Here is a 19617-nt window from a genome sequence, read left to right as displayed (position 1 = left end):
ATCGTTTGCGCCAGTGCAATAACTTTATGGATAGTCGAAGTGACAAGTTTACCGATGTTTACTTTAATTTATAACAATTTTTCAGCATCGCGTAGTCGTAGTAGCGGCTGGCCGGGGCGATTTTTGCACCGCCGCATTCCGGCTTGAAGTCCGTTTCCTTTTCGTTGTAGAGCATGCGGACCAGCGTGCGGCCCTGATCGTTGCGGTACACGTCCCACTGGATGTTGGCGGCCATCGGCGCGACGGCCTCGCCGCGCCATGCGCTGTTGTCGTAGCTGTAGGCCGTGGCGCGCGGCAGCTGCTCCGACATGCCCGGCAGGCCCAGCGCCGCCGCCATCGGCATGACGATCTCGGCGTGGGCGAAGCGCAGCTTGGCGGCGTGTGCGAGATCGCCTTTGGCGATGGCGTCCACTTCGTTGAAGAAGTCGGCCAGCAAGGTGCGCGCCATGCCGTAGGTGACGTTGCCGTTTTCGGCGATGCCGGGGCCTTTCTCGTAGAAGGCGACGGCGTCGGCGGCCGAGGCGAAGACGGCGGCCTGCTCCGGCTGCACGTAGCGCGTGAAATCGGCGGCGACTTCCACCCGCATGTCGGCGGTGGCCGCATACAGCTCATACAGCGCCAGTGCGGCATCGGTGGCGGACGCGATTTTTGTGCCGCCGTCGCCGCTCAGCGTATTGGTGAATTTGCCGTCGGCGCTGGTGTAGCTGTAGGTGCCGGTGTTGGTGGCCTTGTAGCGGCCTGCGTCCAGCGCGGCGATGAAGGCCGGCGTGAACAGGCGCGCCAGTGTGGCCTGCGCAGCCGTCTTCACGCGTGCTTGCGCGAGGATGGCCGTGGTCCGCGCCTTGAGCTCGGGGCTCTTGGCCCAGCGCTGGTAGGCCTGGCTGGCCTGGTATGTGGCGAACAGCGGATCGGCGGCGTTGGCCACCTTGTCATCCTTGGCGTTCAGCTTGTGGAAGTAGAGCAGGAAGCGGTCGGTGGCCTGCGGATTGCTGATCAACGGTGCCAGGTCCGGCTGCTGCGCGACCAGCGAACGAGCGAAGAAATAGCCGCTATCGACCGCGCGGTCCTTGCCGGACGTGACCACGACGATCCGGCGGTCGCCGATGTCGTCGAACAGTTCCGGCAGCCGCTGATGCAGGCGCCGCGCGAGCTGCGTATGTTCGGTCACGCCCTGCATGGTCTCGTTGCCGTAGCCAGGCTTGCTGATGCCGGCCACGCCATAGCCGAGCAGGAAGTTCGCCTTCATCAGCGCCTGCATGTCCGGCCCCAGTTCCTTGCCGAGCGGCGTCAGCGCATTGGCCTTGGCGGCCTGCAGCCACAGGTTGTACAGCGCCAGGTCCGTCTTGAAGCTGCTCAGTCCACGCGAGCCGTGGCGGGCCAGAAGCTGCGTGTAGACCGGGCGATAGCCTTGCGGCGCCGCCTCGTAGCTGGCGCTGGCCTGCTGCGGTTGATACGGCATTTTGGTTTGATAATACTGCTCGCCGAAGGCATTCAACAACAGCAGGGACAGCGCGGCGCCAGCCGCAAGACGGAGTGCTTTCATGCTTAGAAGTCTACGCGAACATTCACGCTTGCGGTGCGCGGCGAGCCGATGTTCAGGTAGTTCTCCTGGTAGTAGGTCCAGTATTTTCGGTTGGCGAGGTTGGAGATGTTCGCGCGCACGCTGACCATCTTGCCGAAGTAGCGGTGGCGATAGTTGAAGCCCGCGTCGAGCAGCGTGTAGGCCGGCAGCGTATTGACGTTGGCCGCGTCCATCGGCAGTTCGCCCAGGTACTGGGTGCCGGCGTGCAGTGCGAGCCCCGGCAGCACTTCGCGCCAGGTCGCCTGCACCGAAGCCTGGCGGCGCGGCGCGCCGACCGCGCGTTTGCCGCTGTAGCCCGGCGCCGCGTCTTCCAGCGTCGCGTCCAGCAGCATGATGCCGCCTTCGATCGACACATTCTTCGCCGCCTGCACCACGGTGTTGAACTCAACGCCCTGGTACTTGGTCTGGCCGTCTTCCACAAACAGGTTGGCGCTGTTGGTGTATTGCGCGCCGCGCTCGATGCGGAACAGCGCGGCGGTGGCGTTCCAGAAGCTGCGCTCCGTCTTGATGCCGATTTCGGTCTGCTTGCTCTTCAGCGGCTGGAAGGTCTGGTTGGCGTTGACGGCGGAGGTGGGGGCGCTCGCGGCCTGCTCCAGCACTTCCACGTAGCTGCCGTACAGCGTGGTATCGGAGGCCGGCTTGTACATCAGGGCGATGGTTGGCGTGGTCTTGTTGGCCGGGTAGCTGGCGGTGACGGCGCCCTTGGTGGAATAGGCGTTGTCGATGAACTGCGTGTAGCGCAGGCCGGCCAGCACGGACCAGCTGTCGCTCAGCTTGATGGTGTCGCTGACGAAGGCGGCTTCCTGGCGGGTGGCCTCGTCGCGGTAGGTGCCTCCGCTGTAGTTGGTGCTCCAGATGTTGATGATGGTCGGCGCGTACAGATTGCCCGTGCCCAGGTACGGCTTGGGCGTAACGACGGAGGACGTCGATTCCAGGTTCTGCGACATCACGCCCGCCACCAGTTCGTGACCGATGCCGGCGGTGCTGAACCTGCCATCGATGGTGGCCTGCACCTGGTCGAAGTGGTAGCCGTGCAGTTCGGAGGTGACGCGGTCCTTGTAGGCGCCGGCGTTGCTGGTGATGTAGTACTGGTCCTTCTTGTACACGCGGGTGGAATCGGAGGTGCGGTAGGATGCATTGGCCACCCAATCCGGCGCCAGGCGGTATTCCAGTCCGACGGTGGACAGCGTGTATTCCACATCGCTGCCGGCGCCGATGCTATTCAGTTTGCTGTCGCCGGCGACAGGCGCGGGGACCTTGTACGCCGGGGCGATGACCACATCGGTGCCGCCGACGCTGAAGCGGCGCTGGTAGATCGCGTCGTAGGTCAGCGCCAGGTCCCTGGTGACGCGCCAGTCCAGGTTCAGGCCTGCGGCGTTGCGCTTGATGGAACCGCTTTCTTCCTTCACGTCGCCGTCTTCATGCAGCAGGTTCAGGCGGTAGCCGAAGCTGCCTTCCTCGCCCAGCCGGCCGCCCATGTCGATGTGCTCCTTGATGGCGCCTCCCTCCTGGTAGCCCAGCGCCGCGCTGAAGCTTGTCTCGGTGGTCGGGCGCTTGCTGACGTAGTTGACGATGCCGCCCGGCGAACCGAAGCCGTACATATAGCCGGTCAGGCCTTTCAGCACTTCCACGCTCTCGAACATCTCCAGCGGCATTTCGGTACCGCGGTTGATATTGGCCAGGCCATTGACCTTGTAGCCGTTCAGGTCATCGAGGCGCAAGCCGCGCATCTGGATGGTGGCGGGGTGGGTGCTGATCGGCGGGCTGATGGCGGTCACCGAGGCGTCGTACTTCAGGACTTCGGAAATGCTGGTGGCCAGGCGGTCTTCGATTTCGTCGCTGCTGACGGCCTTGGTGGAGAAGGGCGTATCCAGTTCCGACTTGCGTCCCAATGCGCCGCCGCTGACGCTGTCGCCGAGTTTTTTCTTTTCCACGGTGGCCTTGACCACGACCGTGGAGAGCGCGCCAGCCGTGTCTTCTTCAGCGGCGACGGCGGAAAGGTTCAGTGCGCACAGAGTGGCGGCCGCGAGGGCCATGCGGGTTTTTGCGTATGGGGTGTTGGGGAACATGAGGACCTAAGATCGAGGGGCAATGTAAAGCCCTCGATCTTAGTGAGCGCGGATGACATCCCGATGACGCCGATGCGCGCTTCCTCTTGAGATATGTATCGATATGTATCAGGCGCGGTCCAGCAGCGCCTCGATCGCCGCCAGCGACGGCGGCGATGCGCCAGGCGCCAGGCAGGCGGCGGCGCCGGCCGCGACCGAGAAGCGCAGGTGCTGCAATGGCGCGGCGTCGGCGCGATGCATCATGCTCCAGGCCAGCGCCGCGATGCTGGCGTCGCCCGCGCCGACCGTGTCGACCACTTCGATCTTCGGCGCCGGCAGATGCCAGGCGTCGTCGCCGATGTGCAGCGCAGCGCCGTCGCCGCCCTTGGTATATAAGTAGGTAGCGGCAGGATTCCAGCTGCGCAGCGTGGCGAAGGCGGTCCCGATATCGTCGGTGCGGAACAGGCCGGCCAGGTCTTCCTCCGACACCTTGACCACTTCGGCCAGTTCGGTCATGCGGCGCAGCGTGCTATCGTAGCTGCGGTCCATCAGCAGCCGGTAGTTGGGGTCGTAGCTGACGCGCACGCCCTGCAGCTTGAGCTGCTCCGCCATCGCCACCAGCTTGCCGGCCAGCGGCTGGCGCGCCAGGCTGATGCCGCCGAAGTGCACCCAGCGGCACTGCGCGCTCCAGCCATGCGGCAGTTGCGCCGCGTCGAACTGCAGGTCCGCGCTGTTGTCGCCGACGAAGAAGTAGGCCGGCGGATCGGTGCGGTGTACGATCGCCAGCAGCGGCGAGTGGTCGTAGCGCTGCAGGAAGCGCAGGTCAAGCTTTGCCGCTTCGCTGGCCTGCCACAGCGCGTCGCCGAAGACGTCGCGGCTGATGGCGCCCGCAAACGCGGTCGGCACATCCAGTTTGGCCATGGCGCGCGCCACGTTCCAGGTCGAACCGCCGACCTGGCTGAACCATTGTTGTTGCGCGGGGTCCTGCACGATCATGTCGGTCAGCGCTTCGCCCGCCGCAACGAATAAAGGGAGGTGCGCCATTTCAGTCCTTCGTCAGCACGTTGAGGACTTCGTAGCAGGCGCCCATGGTGTGATAGTCGGTCTTGCCGGCGGGGCTCTTCTCATCGGTCAGCTTGCTGTTGTCGGTGCCGAGGATGCGGTACCAGGCGCCGTGCCGGTGATCGACGAAATGTTCCCAGCTATAGGTCCAGATCTTGTCGTACCAGGTCCAGTAGCGCGACTCGCCGGTGCGCGCCGCCAGCAGCGCGGCGGTGGCCAGGCTCTCGGCCTGCACCCAGAAGTATTTGAGGTCGTCGCAGATGCTGCCGTCCGGCGCGAAACCGTAGTAGATGCCGCCGTGCTGGTGGTCCCAGGCCTTGGCCAGCGCGGCGTCGAATAGTTCGACCGCGCGCGGCATCAGCCAGTCGGGATTGCCGTCCAGCTGGGACGCATGGCGCTCCAGCAGCAGCAACAGCTTGGCCCACTCGGTCAGGTGGCCGGGCTGGTAGCCCCATGGGCGGAAGATATTGCTCTTGTCGTGGCGGTTGTATTCGGTATCGACCGACCAGTCGGCGTGGTAGTGCTCCCAGATCATATTGTCGGCCAATGCGGCCTGGCGTTGCGTGATGTTGCGCGCCAGCGTTTCGGCGCGCAGCAGGTAAGCGCGTTCGCCGGTCGCTTCAAAGGCGGCGATCAGCGCTTCGCAGGAGTGCATGTTGGCGTTCTGGCCGCGGTACGGATCCAGGGTCGACCAGTCGGCGCTGGCCTCGTCGGCGTACAGGCCATGACTGGCATCCCAGAAGCGCAGCTCCATCAGCGCGAAGGTCTCGTCGATCCAGGCGCGGGCCTGGGTTTCGCCGGCCATCAGCGCGTGGCTGTAGGCCAGCAGCACGAAGGCCAGGCCGTAGCAGTGGTTGGTGCCGTCGGTGACGCGGCGCTCGCCGTTGTTCCAGTCCAGCTGCCAGGCGTAGCCGCCGGTGGCCGCATCGCGGTGCGCATCGCGCAGGAAGGCCAGCGCATGGCGCAGGCGCTGCTGGTCGGCGGCGTCGCCGAAGCGGCGCCACGCCATCGCGTAGTTGAACACGAAGCGCGTGCTGCTCACCAGGTGGCGGGTGTGGGCGTCGTAGATCGCGCCGTCGTCTTTATAGAAGTGATACAGGCCGCCGCTGGCGTCTACGCAGCGGTCGTCGTAGAAGTTCTTGGTGTGGCGTATGTGGTCGAGCAGGGTGGTGCGGGAGCGAAAATCAGGGGCCATCATCAGGTCCGTTTGAAGGTTACAAGGTTCTTCGGCCGCCAGCCGTCGAACACGGTACTGGCGCGTATGATCAATTCCACCGGTGCGATCTTCTCGACCGGTTCGTCGTGCGGGCCGTTGAGCAGCATTTCCACGCCCAGCGCGCCCAGTGCTTTCTTATCGATGCGCAGCGTCGTCAGCGGACGATGCCCCAGCACGGCGGTCGAGATGTCGTCGAAGCCGACGATCGCGATGTCGTGCGGGACCTTCAGCCCCTTGGCCAGGCAGCAGCGCATCGCCACCAGCGCCGCGCTGTCGTTGTAGCAGAACACCGCGTCCGGCGGATGGGGCAGGGCCAGCAACTGCTCCATCGCTTCCCAGGCGCCGGTTTCCAGGTCGACGCCATCCGGCAGCCCCGCTTCCAGGCGCGGGTCGGCGAGGATGCCCTCCTCGAACAGCGCCTGGCGGTAGCCGCGCGCGCGTTCGCGGATGCTGTAGTGCGACAGCGGACCGGAGATGAATCCCACCCGCGTGCGGCCGGTATCGATCAGGTGCTTGGTCGCCAGGTAGCCGCCCATCATGTTGTCCGGATTGACCGAGCTGTAGCCGCGCAGCTGCATATCGATCAGCACCAGCTGCTTGCCGGTCGAGCGCAATGCGCTCAGCGTTTCCGGCTCGAAGAAACCGGCGCACACGATGCCGTCCGGCGCGTGCATGCGGATCTGGTCGATCAAGCCGTCCGCCGGCCCCACCGCCATGAACGACAGCACGATACCCTGCTTGCGGCAGGCTTCCTCCGCGCCGTGCAGCACCGGCGAATAGAACGGGCTGCTCGATGCGGTGTTGTGCTGGCGGTGCAGCAGGAACGTCAGGCGGCGCAGCCGTTTCGGGCGCAGCTTGCAAAAATCGTAGCCCAGCTGCCGTGCCGCTTCCAGCACCATCTGGCGGGTCGCTTCGGTCAGTCCGGGTTCGTTTTTCAGTGCGCGCGAAATAGTCCCCGCCGACACGCCGGCGACGCGGGCGATATCCCTGATCGTGACATTCGTGCCCAATCGAGTCTCCTTTTGTTATGAATGCAGTCTTGCATAGGCGTCCAGCCATGGTCAAACGACACATCGACTTTACTGAAAAGTTTAGCGCAATTTACTAAACACGCTAGTTTTAGCGGTCTTTACTCCGGTCCGGGCCGCGCAACGTCCGGGTAAGCTTGTTTAGTGAATATGGCTAAACTGCGACCAAAATCCGCTTGTTGTTTGACCCGCTGACGGCGCGCATGCAGAATCTTTTCATTAATATAAAAACCATCCATACAGGAGACAGTCTTATGGAACACGTTGCATCGGCAGCTTTGCGCCCTCACGACCATACGGAGCAGGGTAGCAATACCGTTCCGCTGGTGATCATCACACTGCTGTTCTTCATGTGGGGCCTGCTAACGTCGCTAAACGACGTGCTGATTCCTCACCTTAAATCGATTTACACCCTCAGTTATGTGCAGGCGATGCTGGTGCAGTTCTGCTTCTTCGGCGCCTACTTCATCGTTTCGCTGCCCGCCGGGATGCTGATCAAGCGCATCGGCTACCAGCGCGGCGCGGTCAGCGGCCTGGTACTGGCGGCAGGCGGCTGCGCGCTGTTCTATCCTGCTTCGATGAACGGCTATGCCTTGTTCCTGCTGGCGTTCTTCGTGCTGGCCAGCGGCATCACGATACTGCAGGTGGCGGCCAATCCTTATGTGACGGTGCTCGGTGCGCCGGCCACCGCCTCCAGCCGCTTGACGCTGACGCAGGCATTCAACTCGCTGGGCACCACCATCGCGCCGGCGCTCGGCGGCATGCTGATCCTGTCTGAAGGCGCGCCTGCCGTGGCCAACCTGGTCAAGACCAAGGCCGAGGAAGCCGCGGCCGTGCAGGGTCCGTACCTGGTGCTGGCCGCCGCGCTGCTGGCACTGGCGATCCTGTTCGCGCTGGTGCGCTTGCCGAAGATCAGCCACGCCGACGAAGAGGGCGGCGTCCCCGCGCCGGCCGGGCAGTCCGCGTTGGCGCACCGCCACCTGGTGCTGGGCGCCATCGGCATCTTCCTGTACGTCGGTGGAGAAGTCAGCATCGGCAGCTTCCTGATCAACTTCCTGGGCGACGCCAATGTCGCCAGCCTGCCTGCCGGCGCGGCCGCGCACTATGTCAGCTATTACTGGGGCGGCGCCATGGTCGGCCGCTTCATCGGCTTCGGCGTGATGCGCTACGTCAGTCCAGGCAAGGCGCTTGCCTTCAACTCGACGGCTTCCATCGTGCTGATACTGACGGCGATCTTCGGCAGCGGCCAGCTGGCCATGTGGTCCATCATCGCGGTCGGCCTGTTCAACTCCATCATGTTCCCGACCATCTTCAGCATGGCGCTGCACAAGCTGGGCAAGCAGACCGGCCAGGGCTCCGGCATCCTGTGCATGGCCATCGTCGGCGGTGCGGTCGTGCCGTTCGCGCAAGGGCTGATGGCCGACACCATCGGACTGCAGCCGTCGTTCTTCGTGCCTGCCGCCTGCTATACCTTCATCCTTTACTTCGGCTTGAAGTACGCCGGCATGTACGCCAACCGCTGATCGAGAGAGACATCACATGAGTTCCGACCTGAATCTGCGCCCGCTGGCCATCGCGCTGGCGGCGGCGCTGACCGCCGCCGCCGTGACCATCATTACCGTGGCGACCGCGCTGCCGGCGTATGCGGCCGAAGCCGCGTCCGCCGCACGTCCGTGGCTGGACAAGTCCCTGAGCGCCGACAAGCGCGCCACGCTGGCGCTGCAAGCGATGACGCAGGAAGAAAAACTGACCTGGGTGCTGGGCCACTTCGGCTCCGACTTCGGCACCAAGACCAAGAAGCATCCGGCGGCGCTGCCGTTTTCTGCCGGTTATATCGCCGGCGTGCCGCGCCTCGGCCTCCCGGCCCTGTTCGAGACCGACGCCGGCCTGGGCGTCGCCACCCAGGCATCGAAGACGCCCCGCGAGCGCACCTCGCTCCCGTCCGGCCTGGCCACCACCGCCACCTGGGACCGCGAGCTGGCCTACAAGGGCGGCGCGATGATCGGCGCGGAAGCGCGCGCCTCCGGCTTCAACGTGATGCTGGCCGGCGGCGTCAACCTGCTGCGCGAGCCGCGCAACGGCCGCAATTTTGAATATGCAGGCGAAGATCCTCTGCTGGCCGGCACCATGGTGGCGCAGCAGGTCAAGGGCATCCAGTCCAACCACCTGATCGCGACGATGAAGCACTTTGCCGTCAACGACCAGGAAACCGGCCGCTTCGTGCTCGACGCGCGCATCGACGACGCCAGCAACCGCATGTCCGACCTGCTGGCCTTCCAGTTCCTGCTGGAGCAGGCGGATCCCGGTTCGGTCATGTGTTCGTATAACCGCCTGAACGGCGTCTACGCCTGCGAGAACGATTACCTGCTCAATCAGGTCCTGAAAAAGGATTGGGGCTTCAAGGGCTTCGTGATGTCCGACTGGGGCGCCACGCACAGCACCGTCGAAGCGGCCAACAGCGGCCTCGATCAGCATTCCGGCTGGGAGTTCGATAAGTCGCAGTATTTCGGCGGTGCGCTGGAGGAAGCGGTCGCCAACGGCCACGTGCCGCAGGCGCGCCTGGACAACATGGCGTACCGCGTGCTGTATGCGATGTTCGACAAGGGCGTGGTCGATCATCCAGTGGCCGAAGGCGGCGCCATCGATTTCGCCGCGCACACGCTGGTCAGCCGTACCGATGCCGAAGAGGGCATGGTCCTGCTGAAGAATGCCGGCAACGTGCTGCCGCTGAAGGCCGGCGTCAAGAAGATCGTCATCATCGGCGCCCATGCGGATGTTGGCGTGCTGGCCGGCGGCGGTTCGTCGCTGGTGTATCCGATCGGCGGCAACGCGGTGCCCGGCATCGCCCCGACCAGCTGGCCGGGTCCTGTGCTCTACCATCCATCCTCGCCGATGAAAGCGATCCAGGCGCGCGCGCCGGGCGCCACCGTCACCTATAACGATGGCCTGGATCCCGCCGCCGCGGCCAGGGCCGCCGCCGACGCCGACGTGGTGCTGGTGTTCGCGCAGCAGTGGGTGGGCGAGGCGCTGGACGCGGTATCGATGTCGCTGCCGGACAACCAGGACGCGCTGATCGGCGCCGTATCCAGGGCCAATCCGAAAACTGTGGTGGTGCTGGAGACCTCCGGTCCGGTGCTGATGCCGTGGGTGGACCAGAGCGCCGCAATCCTGCAAGCCTGGTATGCCGGCAGTGGCGGTGGCGAGGCTATCGCCCGCGTGTTGTTCGGCGAGGTCAATCCATCGGGCCACCTGCCGACCACCTTCCCGGCGTCGGAAAGCCAGCTGCCGCGTCCGAAACTGGACGGCGATCCGAAGAACGAAGCAGTGCGCTTTACGGTCAACTACCATGAAGGCGCGGCGGTTGGCTACAAGTGGTTCGACCTGAAAGGTTTGAAACCGCTGTTCCCGTTCGGTCACGGCCTGTCGTACACGCAGTTCACGTATTCCGGCCTGGCCGTCAACCAGAAGAACGGCAAGCTGCATTTGAGCTTCAATGTCACCAATACCGGCGCCGTCAAAGGCAAGGATGTGCCACAGTTGTACGTCGCGCCGCAGGGCGTCAAATGGGAAGCGCCCAAGCGCCTGGCCGGCTGGGACAAGGTGGAACTGGCCCCGGGCGAAAGCAAGGACGTCAGCGTGACGGTCGATCCGCGCCTGCTGGCGATGTTCGACAGCCGCAGCAAGACCTGGCGCATCGCCAAGGGCGGCTACAAGATCCTGCTGGCGCATGACGCGGCGGACGCGAAGGCGGCCACGATCACCGTGCAGCTGCCGGCGCGCACGCTGAACGTCAACGGAAAATAAAGAGAAAAGGAACGAGACAAATGAAGCAACTGTACAAATTCTGCGCCGCCGCCCTAATGATAGGCGTCTGCGGCATCGTCGAAGCCGCACCCGCCGCCAAGGGCGATTTCGTCACCGTCAAGAACACGCATTTCGCCCGCAAGGGACAAGCCTACTACATCGCCGGCGCCAATTTCTGGTACGGCGGCTACCTGGGCGCCGCCAGCGGCGTGGGCGAACGCGCCCGTCTGCTGAAGGAACTGGACAACATGCGTGCGCTGGGCATCAACAACCTGCGCGTGCTGGCGGTATCCGAAAAAACCGAGATGAAAAGCGCCGTCAGTCCGGCGACGACGGCCGCTCCGGGCCAGTACGACGAAGACCTGCTGGCCGGCCTGGACTTCCTGATGGCGGAGGTGGCCAAACGCGACATGACCGTGGTGCTCTACCTGAACAACTTCTGGCAATGGTCGGGCGGCATGACGCAGTACCTGAACTGGTTTGAAGGAACGCCGGCGCTGGACCCGAACGTCACCGGCGACTACGACACCTACATGAAAAAGACCGCCGGCTTCTATCGCAACGCCGCCGCGCAGGCCGAGTACCGCAACGTCATCGCCAGGATCGTCAAGCGCGTCAACACCATCACCGGCAAGCCGTACTCCGAGGATGCCAACATCATGTCGTGGCAGTTGGCCAACGAGCCGCGTCCCGGCAACGGCAAGGCGACGCCGGAGGAGAAGGCGGTCTACGTCAAGTGGGTGGACGAGGTGGCGGGCTACATCCATAGCCTGGACAAGAATCACCTGGTCAGCAGCGGCAGCGAAGGCCTGGCCGGATCGGCGCAGGACGGCCAGCTCTACCTGGATGCCCACCGCACCAATAATATCGACTACCTGACCTACCACCTGTGGCCCAAGAACTGGGGCTGGTTCGACTCCAGGGATCCGTCCGGCAGCTGGGACAACGCCGTCGCCAAGAGCCGCGACTATCTGAATACCCACATCGAAATGGCCAAGAAACTGAACAAGCCTATCGTGCTGGAAGAGTTTGGGCTGGACCGCGACGGCCCATCGTTCAGCATCAAGTCCACCACCAAGATCCGCGACCGCTACTACCGCCTGGTGTTCGACATCATCAGCCAGCGCGCGGCCAAGGGCGATCCTATCGCCGGCTTCAACTTCTGGGCATGGGGCGGTGCGGGCCGCGCGGCCAATCCGGACTTTTGGTGGAAGCCGGGTAACGACTTCGTCGGCGATCCGCCGCAGGAAGAGCAAGGCCTGTATTCCGTGTTCGACTCCGATGTCAGCTCGCTGCTGCTGATCAAAGAGTATGCGGACAAGCTGCACGCGATCAAACGCTAAGGAGTCCATCGCATGAAACGCTTATGGCTAATTTTATTAGCGGCTATCGCCTGCGCGAACGCTAATGCGCAGAAGTTCGAAGGACTGGCCGCGACGCCGCAGATGGGCTGGAACAGCTGGAACACCTTTGCCTGCAATATCAACGAGCAGCTGATCCGCGACACGGCGGATTCGATGGTCAAGCTGGGCCTGAAGGACGCCGGTTACGAGTACGTCAACATCGACGACTGCTGGCACGGCAAGCGCGACAAGGATGGCGTGATCCATCCGGACGCCGAGCGCTTCCCGTCCGGGATGAAGGCGCTGGCCGACTACGTGCACGGCAAGGGGCTCAAGCTGGGCATCTATTCGGACGTCGGCGCAACGACTTGCGGCGGCCGTCCGGGCAGCCGAGGCCACGAGTACCAGGACGCCATCACCTATGCCGGCTGGGGCGTCGACTATGTCAAGTACGATTGGTGCGACAGCAAGGGACTGAACGCGGTCGGCGCCTACACCACCATGCGCGACGCCATCCGCAGCGCCGGCCGGCCGATGTTGTTCAGCATGTGCGAGTGGGGCGACAACAAGCCTTGGGACTGGGCCGCGGACGTGGGCCATTCGTGGCGCACCACCGGCGATATCTACCCATGTTGGGATTGCGAATTCAGTCATGGCTCGTGGTCGTCGCTCGGCGTGATGCGCATCCTGGACAAGCAGGCGGGCCTGCGCAAGTTCGCCGGACCGGGGCACTGGAACGACATGGACATGCTGGAAGTCGGCATGGGGATGACCGGCGACGAGGACCGCGCGCACTTCGCGATCTGGGCGATGATGGCGTCGCCGCTGATACTGGGGAACGATCTGCGCAGCATGCCTGAGTCCACGCGCCTCATCTTGACCAACAAGGACGTGATCGCGATCAGCCAGGACAAGCTGGGCGTGCCGGCCTGGAGGTTCATGGACGGCGGGCAGCTGGAATATTGGGCCAAGCCCATGGCGGACGGCGAATGGGCGCTGATGGTGCTCAATCGCGGCGAGCAGCCGGCGGTCATCAGCTACGATTGGCGGAAGCACCATGTCAGCGATGACCTGAGCAAGCGCGAGGCCGACTTCAAGAAAACCGTCTACGGCTGGACCGACGTCTGGGGCGGCAAGTCCGGCGACACCGGCAAGAAACTCGACACCAGAATCGCACCGCATAGCGTGCTGCTGTTGCGCCTCAAGGCGCGGGGATAAGTATGAATCACAAGTTGATGGCGGGTGCGGTATTGGCGGCGCTGGCATGGTCCGGCGCACAGGCGGCGAATCAATGGGGGCCGTATAACGCGGAGTTCCCGGCGGCGAGCGATGGCTTGCTGAAGAAGGCCTCGCAAGGCGATATCTTTGGCAACGGCGAGGCGCGGCCGTTCAGTTTGAGCGGCTGGTTCAAACCATCCGAACCTGCGCCGGGACGCACGCTGATCGCAGGCGTGGCCGATGCGGCGGGACTGGGCTGGTTCCTGTGCAGCGTGGACGGCGCGTTCTCCTTCTGCGCCGATGGTGTGGAAGTGCGCTCCACGGTATCGTTGACACCTGGGGCCTGGCTTCACCTGGCCGCCAGCTACGACGGCAAGCAGGTGACGTTGTACGCCAACGGCGGCGTGGTGGCGCGGCGGGACATGAGGCTGGCGAAAGCAGGTAAGCAAGTCTCGCTGGGCCCGCGCGGCAAGGCAGCTACCGGCTATGCCGGACGCATCGCCGGCTTCGTCGTCAACGGCGAGGCGCTGGACGAGGGCGCGTTGCGCGCGCAGGCCGCCGCCAAGCCGCAGGATGCGCTGATCAACTTTGAAACCGGCAGCCCGTCGTGGCCGATCCAGGTGCGCCAGATGTTCGGCCAGCTTGCGCCGCAGGATCCGTGGACGCTGCCGAAATCCGGCTCGCCGCTGCAGGCGCCGGTGGCCAAGCCTGCATACAGCGGTCCGCCGCTGGTGCAGAGCGCCGCCAACCGGTGGACGCTCAAATCGTGGAAGCTGCAAGCCGCGCCGCAAGTCAACGCCAGGCCGGAGCAGATATCCTCGTCCGCATTCGATGCCGGCGGCTGGTACCAGACCACCACGCCGGGCACGGTGCTGACCACGCTGGTCGATCGCGGCGTGTATCCCGATCCCGACTATGGTCTCAACAACCTGGCCATCCCGGAATCGCTGAACAAGCAGGACTACTGGTACCGCACGCCGTTCGAGCTGCCGGCCGGATTCAAGCCGGGCCAGCACCTGTTCGTCACCTTCAAGGGCGTCAACTACGAGGCGGAAGTCTGGATCAACGGCCGCAGGCTGGGTGACATGAAGGGCGCCTTTGTGCGCGGCACCTTCGACCTCAGTCCCTACCTGAAGCTCAAGGGCCAGAACGTCATCGCCGTCAAGGTCTCGCCGCCGCCGCATCCGGGCATTCCCCAGGAAGAATCGATGACGGCCGGCGCTGGCGAGAACGGCGGCACGCTGGCACAGGACGGCCCGACCTTTATCGCCTCCGAGGGCTGGGACTGGATTCCTTCCGTCCGCGACCGCAACACGGGCCTGTGGCAGGACGTGGTGCTGCACGCGACCCGCGACTTCAAGCTGGGCGACGCCCACGTCGTCACCGCGCTGCCGAAAGCCGACAACAGCGTGGCCGACGTCAGTATCGAAGTCCCGCTCACCAACCTGTCGAAGGGGACGCTGCGCGCGACCGTGCGCGCCACCATCACGCGCCGCGACGGCGGCATGAAGCCGCTCCAGATCAGCAAGGACGTCTCGCTGGCGCCGGGAGAACATGGCGTGCGCTTCACGCCTGCCGATTTCGCCGCGCTCAAGCTGCGAAATCCCAAGTTGTGGTGGCCGAACGGCTACGGCGCGCCGGACCTGCATGAGCTGAAACTGGAAGTGGTGCAGGGCGGCCAGCTGTCCGATCAATCCAGCACGCGCTTCGGCGTGCGCGCCGTCACCTATGAGCTGTCGCTGGTTGACCAGGGTGGTCATCTGCGCCGCGTGGAGGCCGACTTCACCAAGGGCCAGGAGCTGGGGGTACGCATCACCGACGGCCGCCACCAGGCCATCAAGAAGCTCTCCGATAACAACTGGGCCACCGGTCTGCGTCCGGAGGCGGAAGGCACGGCGGCGATCAAGCCGCTGGAAGACACTGCGCTCAGTCCCTTCCTGGTCATCAAGGTCAATGGCGTGCGTATCGCCGCGCGCGGTGGCAACTGGGGCACGGAAGACTGGCGCAAGCGCGTCGAGCGCGAACGGCTGGAACCATACTTCCGCCTGCACCGCGACGCCAATGTCAACATCATCCGCAACTGGGTGGGGCAGAATACCGAAGAGAATTTCTTCGACCTGGCCGACGAATACGGCCTGATGGTGCTGAACGACTTCTGGGCCTCCACGCAGGACTACAACCTGGAGCCGCAGGACGTCAACCTGTTCATGGAGAACGCGCGCGACGTCGTCAAGCAGTACCGCAACCATCCGTCGGTGGTGCTGTGGTTTGGCCGCAATGAAGGCGTGCCGCAGCCGGTGTTGAACGAAGCGCTGGAATCCATGATCTACCAGCTGGACGGCACGCGCTGGTACACCGGCAGCTCGAACCGCGTCAACCTGCAGAACAGCGGCCCGTATAACTACCGTGCGCCCGCCAGCTACTTCACCGAGCACGCCAAGGGCTTCTCGGTGGAGGTCGGCGTGCCATCCTTCCCGACGCTGGAGGCGTTCAAGGCAGCGGTGCCCGGCACAGACCAGTGGCCGCTTAGCGACACCGTCGCCTATCATGACTGGCACCCGGACGGCAACGGCAGCATCAAGTCCTTCACCGAGGCGATGGCGACGGAATATGGCGCGCCCGCCTCGCTGGCGGACTTCGAGCGCAAGGCGCAGCTGCTCAACTATGAAAGCCACCGTGCGATCTTTGAAGGCATGAACGCCGGCCTGTGGCGCCAGAACAGCGGCCGCATGCTGTGGATGACGCAGCCCGCGTGGCCGAGCACCATGTGGCAGATCCTCAGCCACGACTACGACACGCACGGCGCCTTCTACGGCGTGAAGAGCGCTTCCGAGCCGGTACACGTGCAAATGAACCTGCCCGATCACCGGGTGATGGTGGTGAACAATCCGGCGACGCCGCTCGACGGCGTGACGCTGGCGTGGTTCGCCTGGGACGTGAGCGGCAAGATGGTGGCCAACGGCGAGCGCGCGGTGCAGGTGCCGGCGGTCAGCACGTCGGCGGCGATCGACATCGGCATCGACGGCCTGCTGGCCAGGCACAAGCTGGTGGTGCTGAAACTGAGCCTGAAGCAGGCCAACGGCAACGTGATTTCGCAGAACGTCTACTGGCCGGGCGCCACCCGCGCCGACCAGCAGGAACTGAACAAGCTGGCGCCGGTGGAACTGGGCGTGTCCGCGCGCTGGGGCAAGGCCGCGGTCGAGGGCGAGCGCCAGCTGCTGCTCACGCTCAGCAACCGCAACGCCGCGCCGGCGCTGGGCGGCAAGCTGACCCTGTTCAAGGCCGACGGCACGCGCATCCTGCCGGTCTACTATTCGGATAACTACGTCGGCCTGATGCCGGGCGAGAGCCGCACCGTGACCGCCACCTTCAAGGCCGAAGGCGATGTCCGCCTCGACTTGCGCGGCTGGAACGTAGCGCCGCAATCGCTGCCGGTCGGCAGCTCGACGGGCCTGACCGGGGACGGCAGCGCATGCGGCACCACGCCGTCGCCACGCAAGGTCGAATATTCGTGGATGACGGTGGAGCGCTGGAAGAAGATATTCAGCGAGCAGACCGCGATTGCGGATGCCGGCAATGTCGACCTGCTGTTTGTCGGCGATTCGATCACCGAGGGCTGGAACAAGGCCGTCTGGGACAAATCGTTCGGCGGCTGGCGTCCCGCCAACTTCGGCATCGGCGGCGACCACACCGGCAATGTGTTGTGGCGCTTGCAGAACGGGCACGCGGAGAAGCTGCACCCCAAGCTGGTGGTGTTGACCATCGGCGTGAATAACTTCTTCCATTGCAGCGCGACGCCGGCTGAAGTGTTCGACGGCGTGAAAGCGACGGTGGCGAAGCTGCGCACGATATATCCCGATGCGACCATTCTTTTGAACGGTGTGCTACCTTACGAGCAATCCGCGAAAAACCCCAAGCGGGAGCAGATCAAGGAACTTAACCGCATGATCGCCACGCTGCAGGACGGCGGTAAAGTAATCTACCGCGACTACGGCGCGCGCTTCCTGCAGGCGGACGGCGATATGTCGCGCGAGGTGATGGCCGATTTCCTGCATCCGACGGCGAAGGGCTACCAAATCTGGTCCGACGCCATGCTGCCGGATATCCGCCAACTGATGCAGTAACAAGCATGGGAGTGTGAATGCGATACCGATTGTGGGCCGCCTGCGCCGTGCTTTGCGCCGCGATGCCGGCGATGGCGGCGCCGATTCCGGCGGCTGATGCGCGCGTGGCCCGCATGGGCCGCAGCGAGGTTGGCGCCGATGGCAGCGTGCGGTTCGGTTATCCGGGCGTGAGCTTTTACCTGAACTTTGAAGGTTCGCGCCTGAGCGTTGAGGTGGAAGCCGATGGCGAGCGCAACTACCTGGATGTGATCGTCGACGGCGGCGAGCCGCGCAAGCTGCATCTGGCGCAAGGCAGGCAGACGCTGGCCCTGTTCGAAGCCGACCAGCCGGACAGGCATAGCGTCGAAATCGTCAACCGTTCCGAAACCTGGCACGGCATCGCCGCGCTACGAAATTTCGATACCGATGGAGAGTGGAAGCAGCCGCCCGAGCTCCCGCAGCGCAAGCTGCTGGTGCTGGGCGACTCGATCACCTGCGGCGAAGCCATCGACCGCGTGCCCGGCGCGAAGAAGGAGCCTGCATGGTGGAATCCGCGTGCCTCCTACGGCATGCTGATGGCGCGCGATCTGAAGTCGCAAGTGCAGCTGGTCTGCTACGGCGGGCGCGGCCTGGTGCGCACCTGGGACAACAAGACCGATGACCTCAACCTGGCCGATTACTACCAGCTGACGATCGCGGACAAGCTGCACCCGGTGCAATGGGACCAAAAGAATTATGAACCCGACGCGATTGTCAGCGCCATCGGCACCAACGACATGGCGCCCGGCATCCCCGAGCGCGAGCCTTATGTGGAAGCCTACGTCAAGCTGGTGCAAACGCTGCTGAGGGATCATCCGCGCGCGCAGGTCATGCTGACCGAGGGCGGTATCCTGACCGGAGAGAAGCACGCGACGCTGGCCGGCTACATCGCCGAAACGGTGCGCCGCGTCGGCGATCCGCGCGTGCACGCCATCGCGTCAACCGGCTATCCGGGCGACGCCACCGACGGTCATCCGACCAGGGAGCAGAACGTCAGGATGGCCAACGACCTGCTGCCGCAGATACGCGCCATCATGCACTGGTAAGCAGCGTACTGAGTATCGGCGCCAGCAACACCATCAGGATGCCGCTGAAGATCATGGTCAGGCTGGCGACCGCGCCTTCCTGCGGACCGATCATGCGCGCCTTGCTCAAGCCGAAGCCGTGTGCCGCGGCGCCCAGCGGCGCGCCCCTGGCGATGCGCATGCGCAGCGGCAGCAGCCCAAGCAGCAGCTGGCCGAGCAGGATGCCGAAGATTCCCGTGATGATGACAAACAGGCCTGTCAACTGCGCCGAGCCGCCCAGGTGCTGCGTCGCCTCCAGCGCGAACGGCGTGGACACCGAGCGCGCCAGCAGGCTTTGCGCGGTGCTGCCGTGGAGACCCAGCAAGCGGTCCAGCAGGAGCGTGCTGGTCAGCGATGCGGCGATGCCGGCGCAGCTGCCAAGGGTGAGCGCCAGCCAGTGCTTGCGCACCAAATCACGGTACTGGTAGATCGGCATCGCGAAAGCCACCGTTGCCGGCCCCAATAGCCACGACAGCCAGCGCGTATCGCCGAAGTATTCGGGAAACGGCGTGGACGACAGCTGGACCACGGCGATCAGCAGCGCCGAGGTGGAGATCGCCGGCGCCAGCCAGAAATAAGGATAGCGACGGTGCAAGGCCTGGTTCGCATAGAACAGGCCCAGTGTCAGCAGCAGGAACAGCAGCGGCTTCATGCCGCCGCCCGTTGCGCGCGCAAGCGGCGCAGGCGCATGCCGCGCTCCAGGCGGCATACCCACTCGACGGTGAACGCCGTCGCCGTCAGCACGCAGATGAATCCCAGCCCTATCGCGGCGCACAGCCGCAGGCCATCGCTCTTGAGCAGGCCGGTGAACTGCACCACCGACACCACCAGCGGCACAAAGAACAGCAGCATGTTCGACAACAGCCAGTCCGCGCCGTGCTCGATGGCGGCCGGGCGCAGCACGCCGCCCAGCAGCAGGGCGACCATCGCCAGCAGGCCGACCACGCCGCCGGAGAAGGGCAGGTGCAGCCAGGCGGCCGCGCGGTCGGCGGCGTACCAGGTGGCGATCAGCCCGAGCACCTGCATCAGAGTGTAGAGAATGCGTTTCATTGAACCATTCTAGGTGGCGATCCATAAAAGATAAAATGAATTAAAATTATGAAAATCATT

The 19617-nt window shown here is 64.5% G+C and carries 13 protein-coding genes; 6 read left to right on the top strand and 7 right to left on the bottom strand.

Annotated elements, in window-relative coordinates:
* Positions 1-58 precede the first annotated feature (58 nt).
* The 5 genes from ACEN9F_RS08755 to ACEN9F_RS08735 form a co-directional block, all read right to left on the bottom strand.
* Positions 59-1543, bottom strand: coding sequence for a histidine-type phosphatase (locus ACEN9F_RS08755; protein ID WP_413419650.1), 1485 nt, complete (start codon positions 1541-1543; stop codon positions 59-61).
* 2 nt (positions 1544-1545) lie between these two features.
* Positions 1546-3618 carry a TonB-dependent siderophore receptor gene (locus tag ACEN9F_RS08750; protein ID WP_413419649.1) on the bottom strand — a complete coding sequence of 691 codons (2073 nt, stop codon included), beginning with the start codon at positions 3616-3618 and terminating at the stop codon, positions 1546-1548.
* Positions 3619-3759: 141 nt separating this feature from the next.
* Positions 3760-4674, bottom strand: a complete 915-nt coding sequence (locus ACEN9F_RS08745; protein ID WP_413419648.1) for a carbohydrate kinase family protein — start codon at positions 4672-4674, stop codon at positions 3760-3762.
* A 1-nt stretch (position 4675) separates the two neighbouring features.
* Positions 4676-5887 carry an AGE family epimerase/isomerase gene (locus ACEN9F_RS08740; RefSeq protein WP_413427006.1) on the bottom strand — a complete coding sequence of 404 codons (1212 nt, stop codon included), beginning with the start codon at positions 5885-5887 and terminating at the stop codon, positions 4676-4678.
* Between the two features lie 2 nt (positions 5888-5889).
* Entirely contained in the window at positions 5890-6918 is a 1029-nt protein-coding gene (locus tag ACEN9F_RS08735; RefSeq protein WP_413419647.1) for a LacI family DNA-binding transcriptional regulator, read from the bottom strand.
* A 272-nt stretch (positions 6919-7190) separates the two neighbouring features.
* Between ACEN9F_RS08735 and ACEN9F_RS08730 the strand changes: the two genes are divergently transcribed.
* The 6 genes from ACEN9F_RS08730 to axe2C are packed head-to-tail and all read left to right on the top strand — an operon-like array spanning position 7191 to position 18489.
* On the top strand, positions 7191-8459 hold the full coding sequence (locus tag ACEN9F_RS08730; RefSeq protein WP_413419646.1) for a sugar MFS transporter: 1269 nt from the start codon (positions 7191-7193) through the stop codon (positions 8457-8459).
* Positions 8460-8475: 16 nt separating this feature from the next.
* The gene (locus ACEN9F_RS08725; RefSeq protein ID WP_413419645.1) at positions 8476-10740 is read left to right on the top strand and encodes a glycoside hydrolase family 3 C-terminal domain-containing protein; all 2265 of its coding nucleotides are present in this window, start codon (positions 8476-8478) and stop codon (positions 10738-10740) included.
* 20 nt (positions 10741-10760) lie between these two features.
* Positions 10761-12083: a glycoside hydrolase 5 family protein gene (locus ACEN9F_RS08720; protein WP_413419644.1), complete on the top strand. Its 1323-nt coding sequence runs from the start codon at positions 10761-10763 to the stop codon at positions 12081-12083.
* A gap of 12 nt (positions 12084-12095) precedes the next feature.
* Positions 12096-13301 (top strand): glycoside hydrolase family 27 protein, encoded by a 1206-nt coding sequence (locus tag ACEN9F_RS08715; protein WP_413419643.1) that lies wholly within the window; start codon positions 12096-12098, stop codon positions 13299-13301.
* A gap of 2 nt (positions 13302-13303) precedes the next feature.
* Entirely contained in the window at positions 13304-17425 is a 4122-nt protein-coding gene (locus ACEN9F_RS08710) for a glycosyl hydrolase 2 galactose-binding domain-containing protein (protein ID WP_413419642.1), read from the top strand.
* Positions 17426-17442: 17 nt separating this feature from the next.
* The gene (gene axe2C, locus ACEN9F_RS08705; RefSeq protein ID WP_413419641.1) at positions 17443-18489 is read left to right on the top strand and encodes a bifunctional acetylxylan esterase/glucomannan deacetylase AxeC2; all 1047 of its coding nucleotides are present in this window, start codon (positions 17443-17445) and stop codon (positions 18487-18489) included.
* On the opposite strand, the gene ACEN9F_RS08700 is transcribed toward axe2C, so the two are convergent.
* Complete coding sequence (locus ACEN9F_RS08700; RefSeq protein WP_413419640.1) at positions 18476-19159, bottom strand: LrgB family protein; 684 nt, start codon at positions 19157-19159, stop codon at positions 18476-18478. The two genes, axe2C and ACEN9F_RS08700, sit on opposite strands and share 14 nt — an antisense overlap.
* Positions 19156-19557: a CidA/LrgA family protein gene (locus ACEN9F_RS08695; protein ID WP_413419639.1), complete on the bottom strand. Its 402-nt coding sequence runs from the start codon at positions 19555-19557 to the stop codon at positions 19156-19158. Before ACEN9F_RS08695 ends, ACEN9F_RS08700 begins: the two co-directional genes overlap by 4 nt.
* Positions 19558-19617 lie beyond the last annotated feature (60 nt).

The sequence above is a fragment of the Duganella sp. CT11-25 genome, from assembly GCF_047302815.1.
Taxonomy (GTDB): domain Bacteria; phylum Pseudomonadota; class Gammaproteobacteria; order Burkholderiales; family Burkholderiaceae_D; genus Rugamonas.
This window is presented reverse-complemented; position numbering and strand designations above follow the sequence as displayed.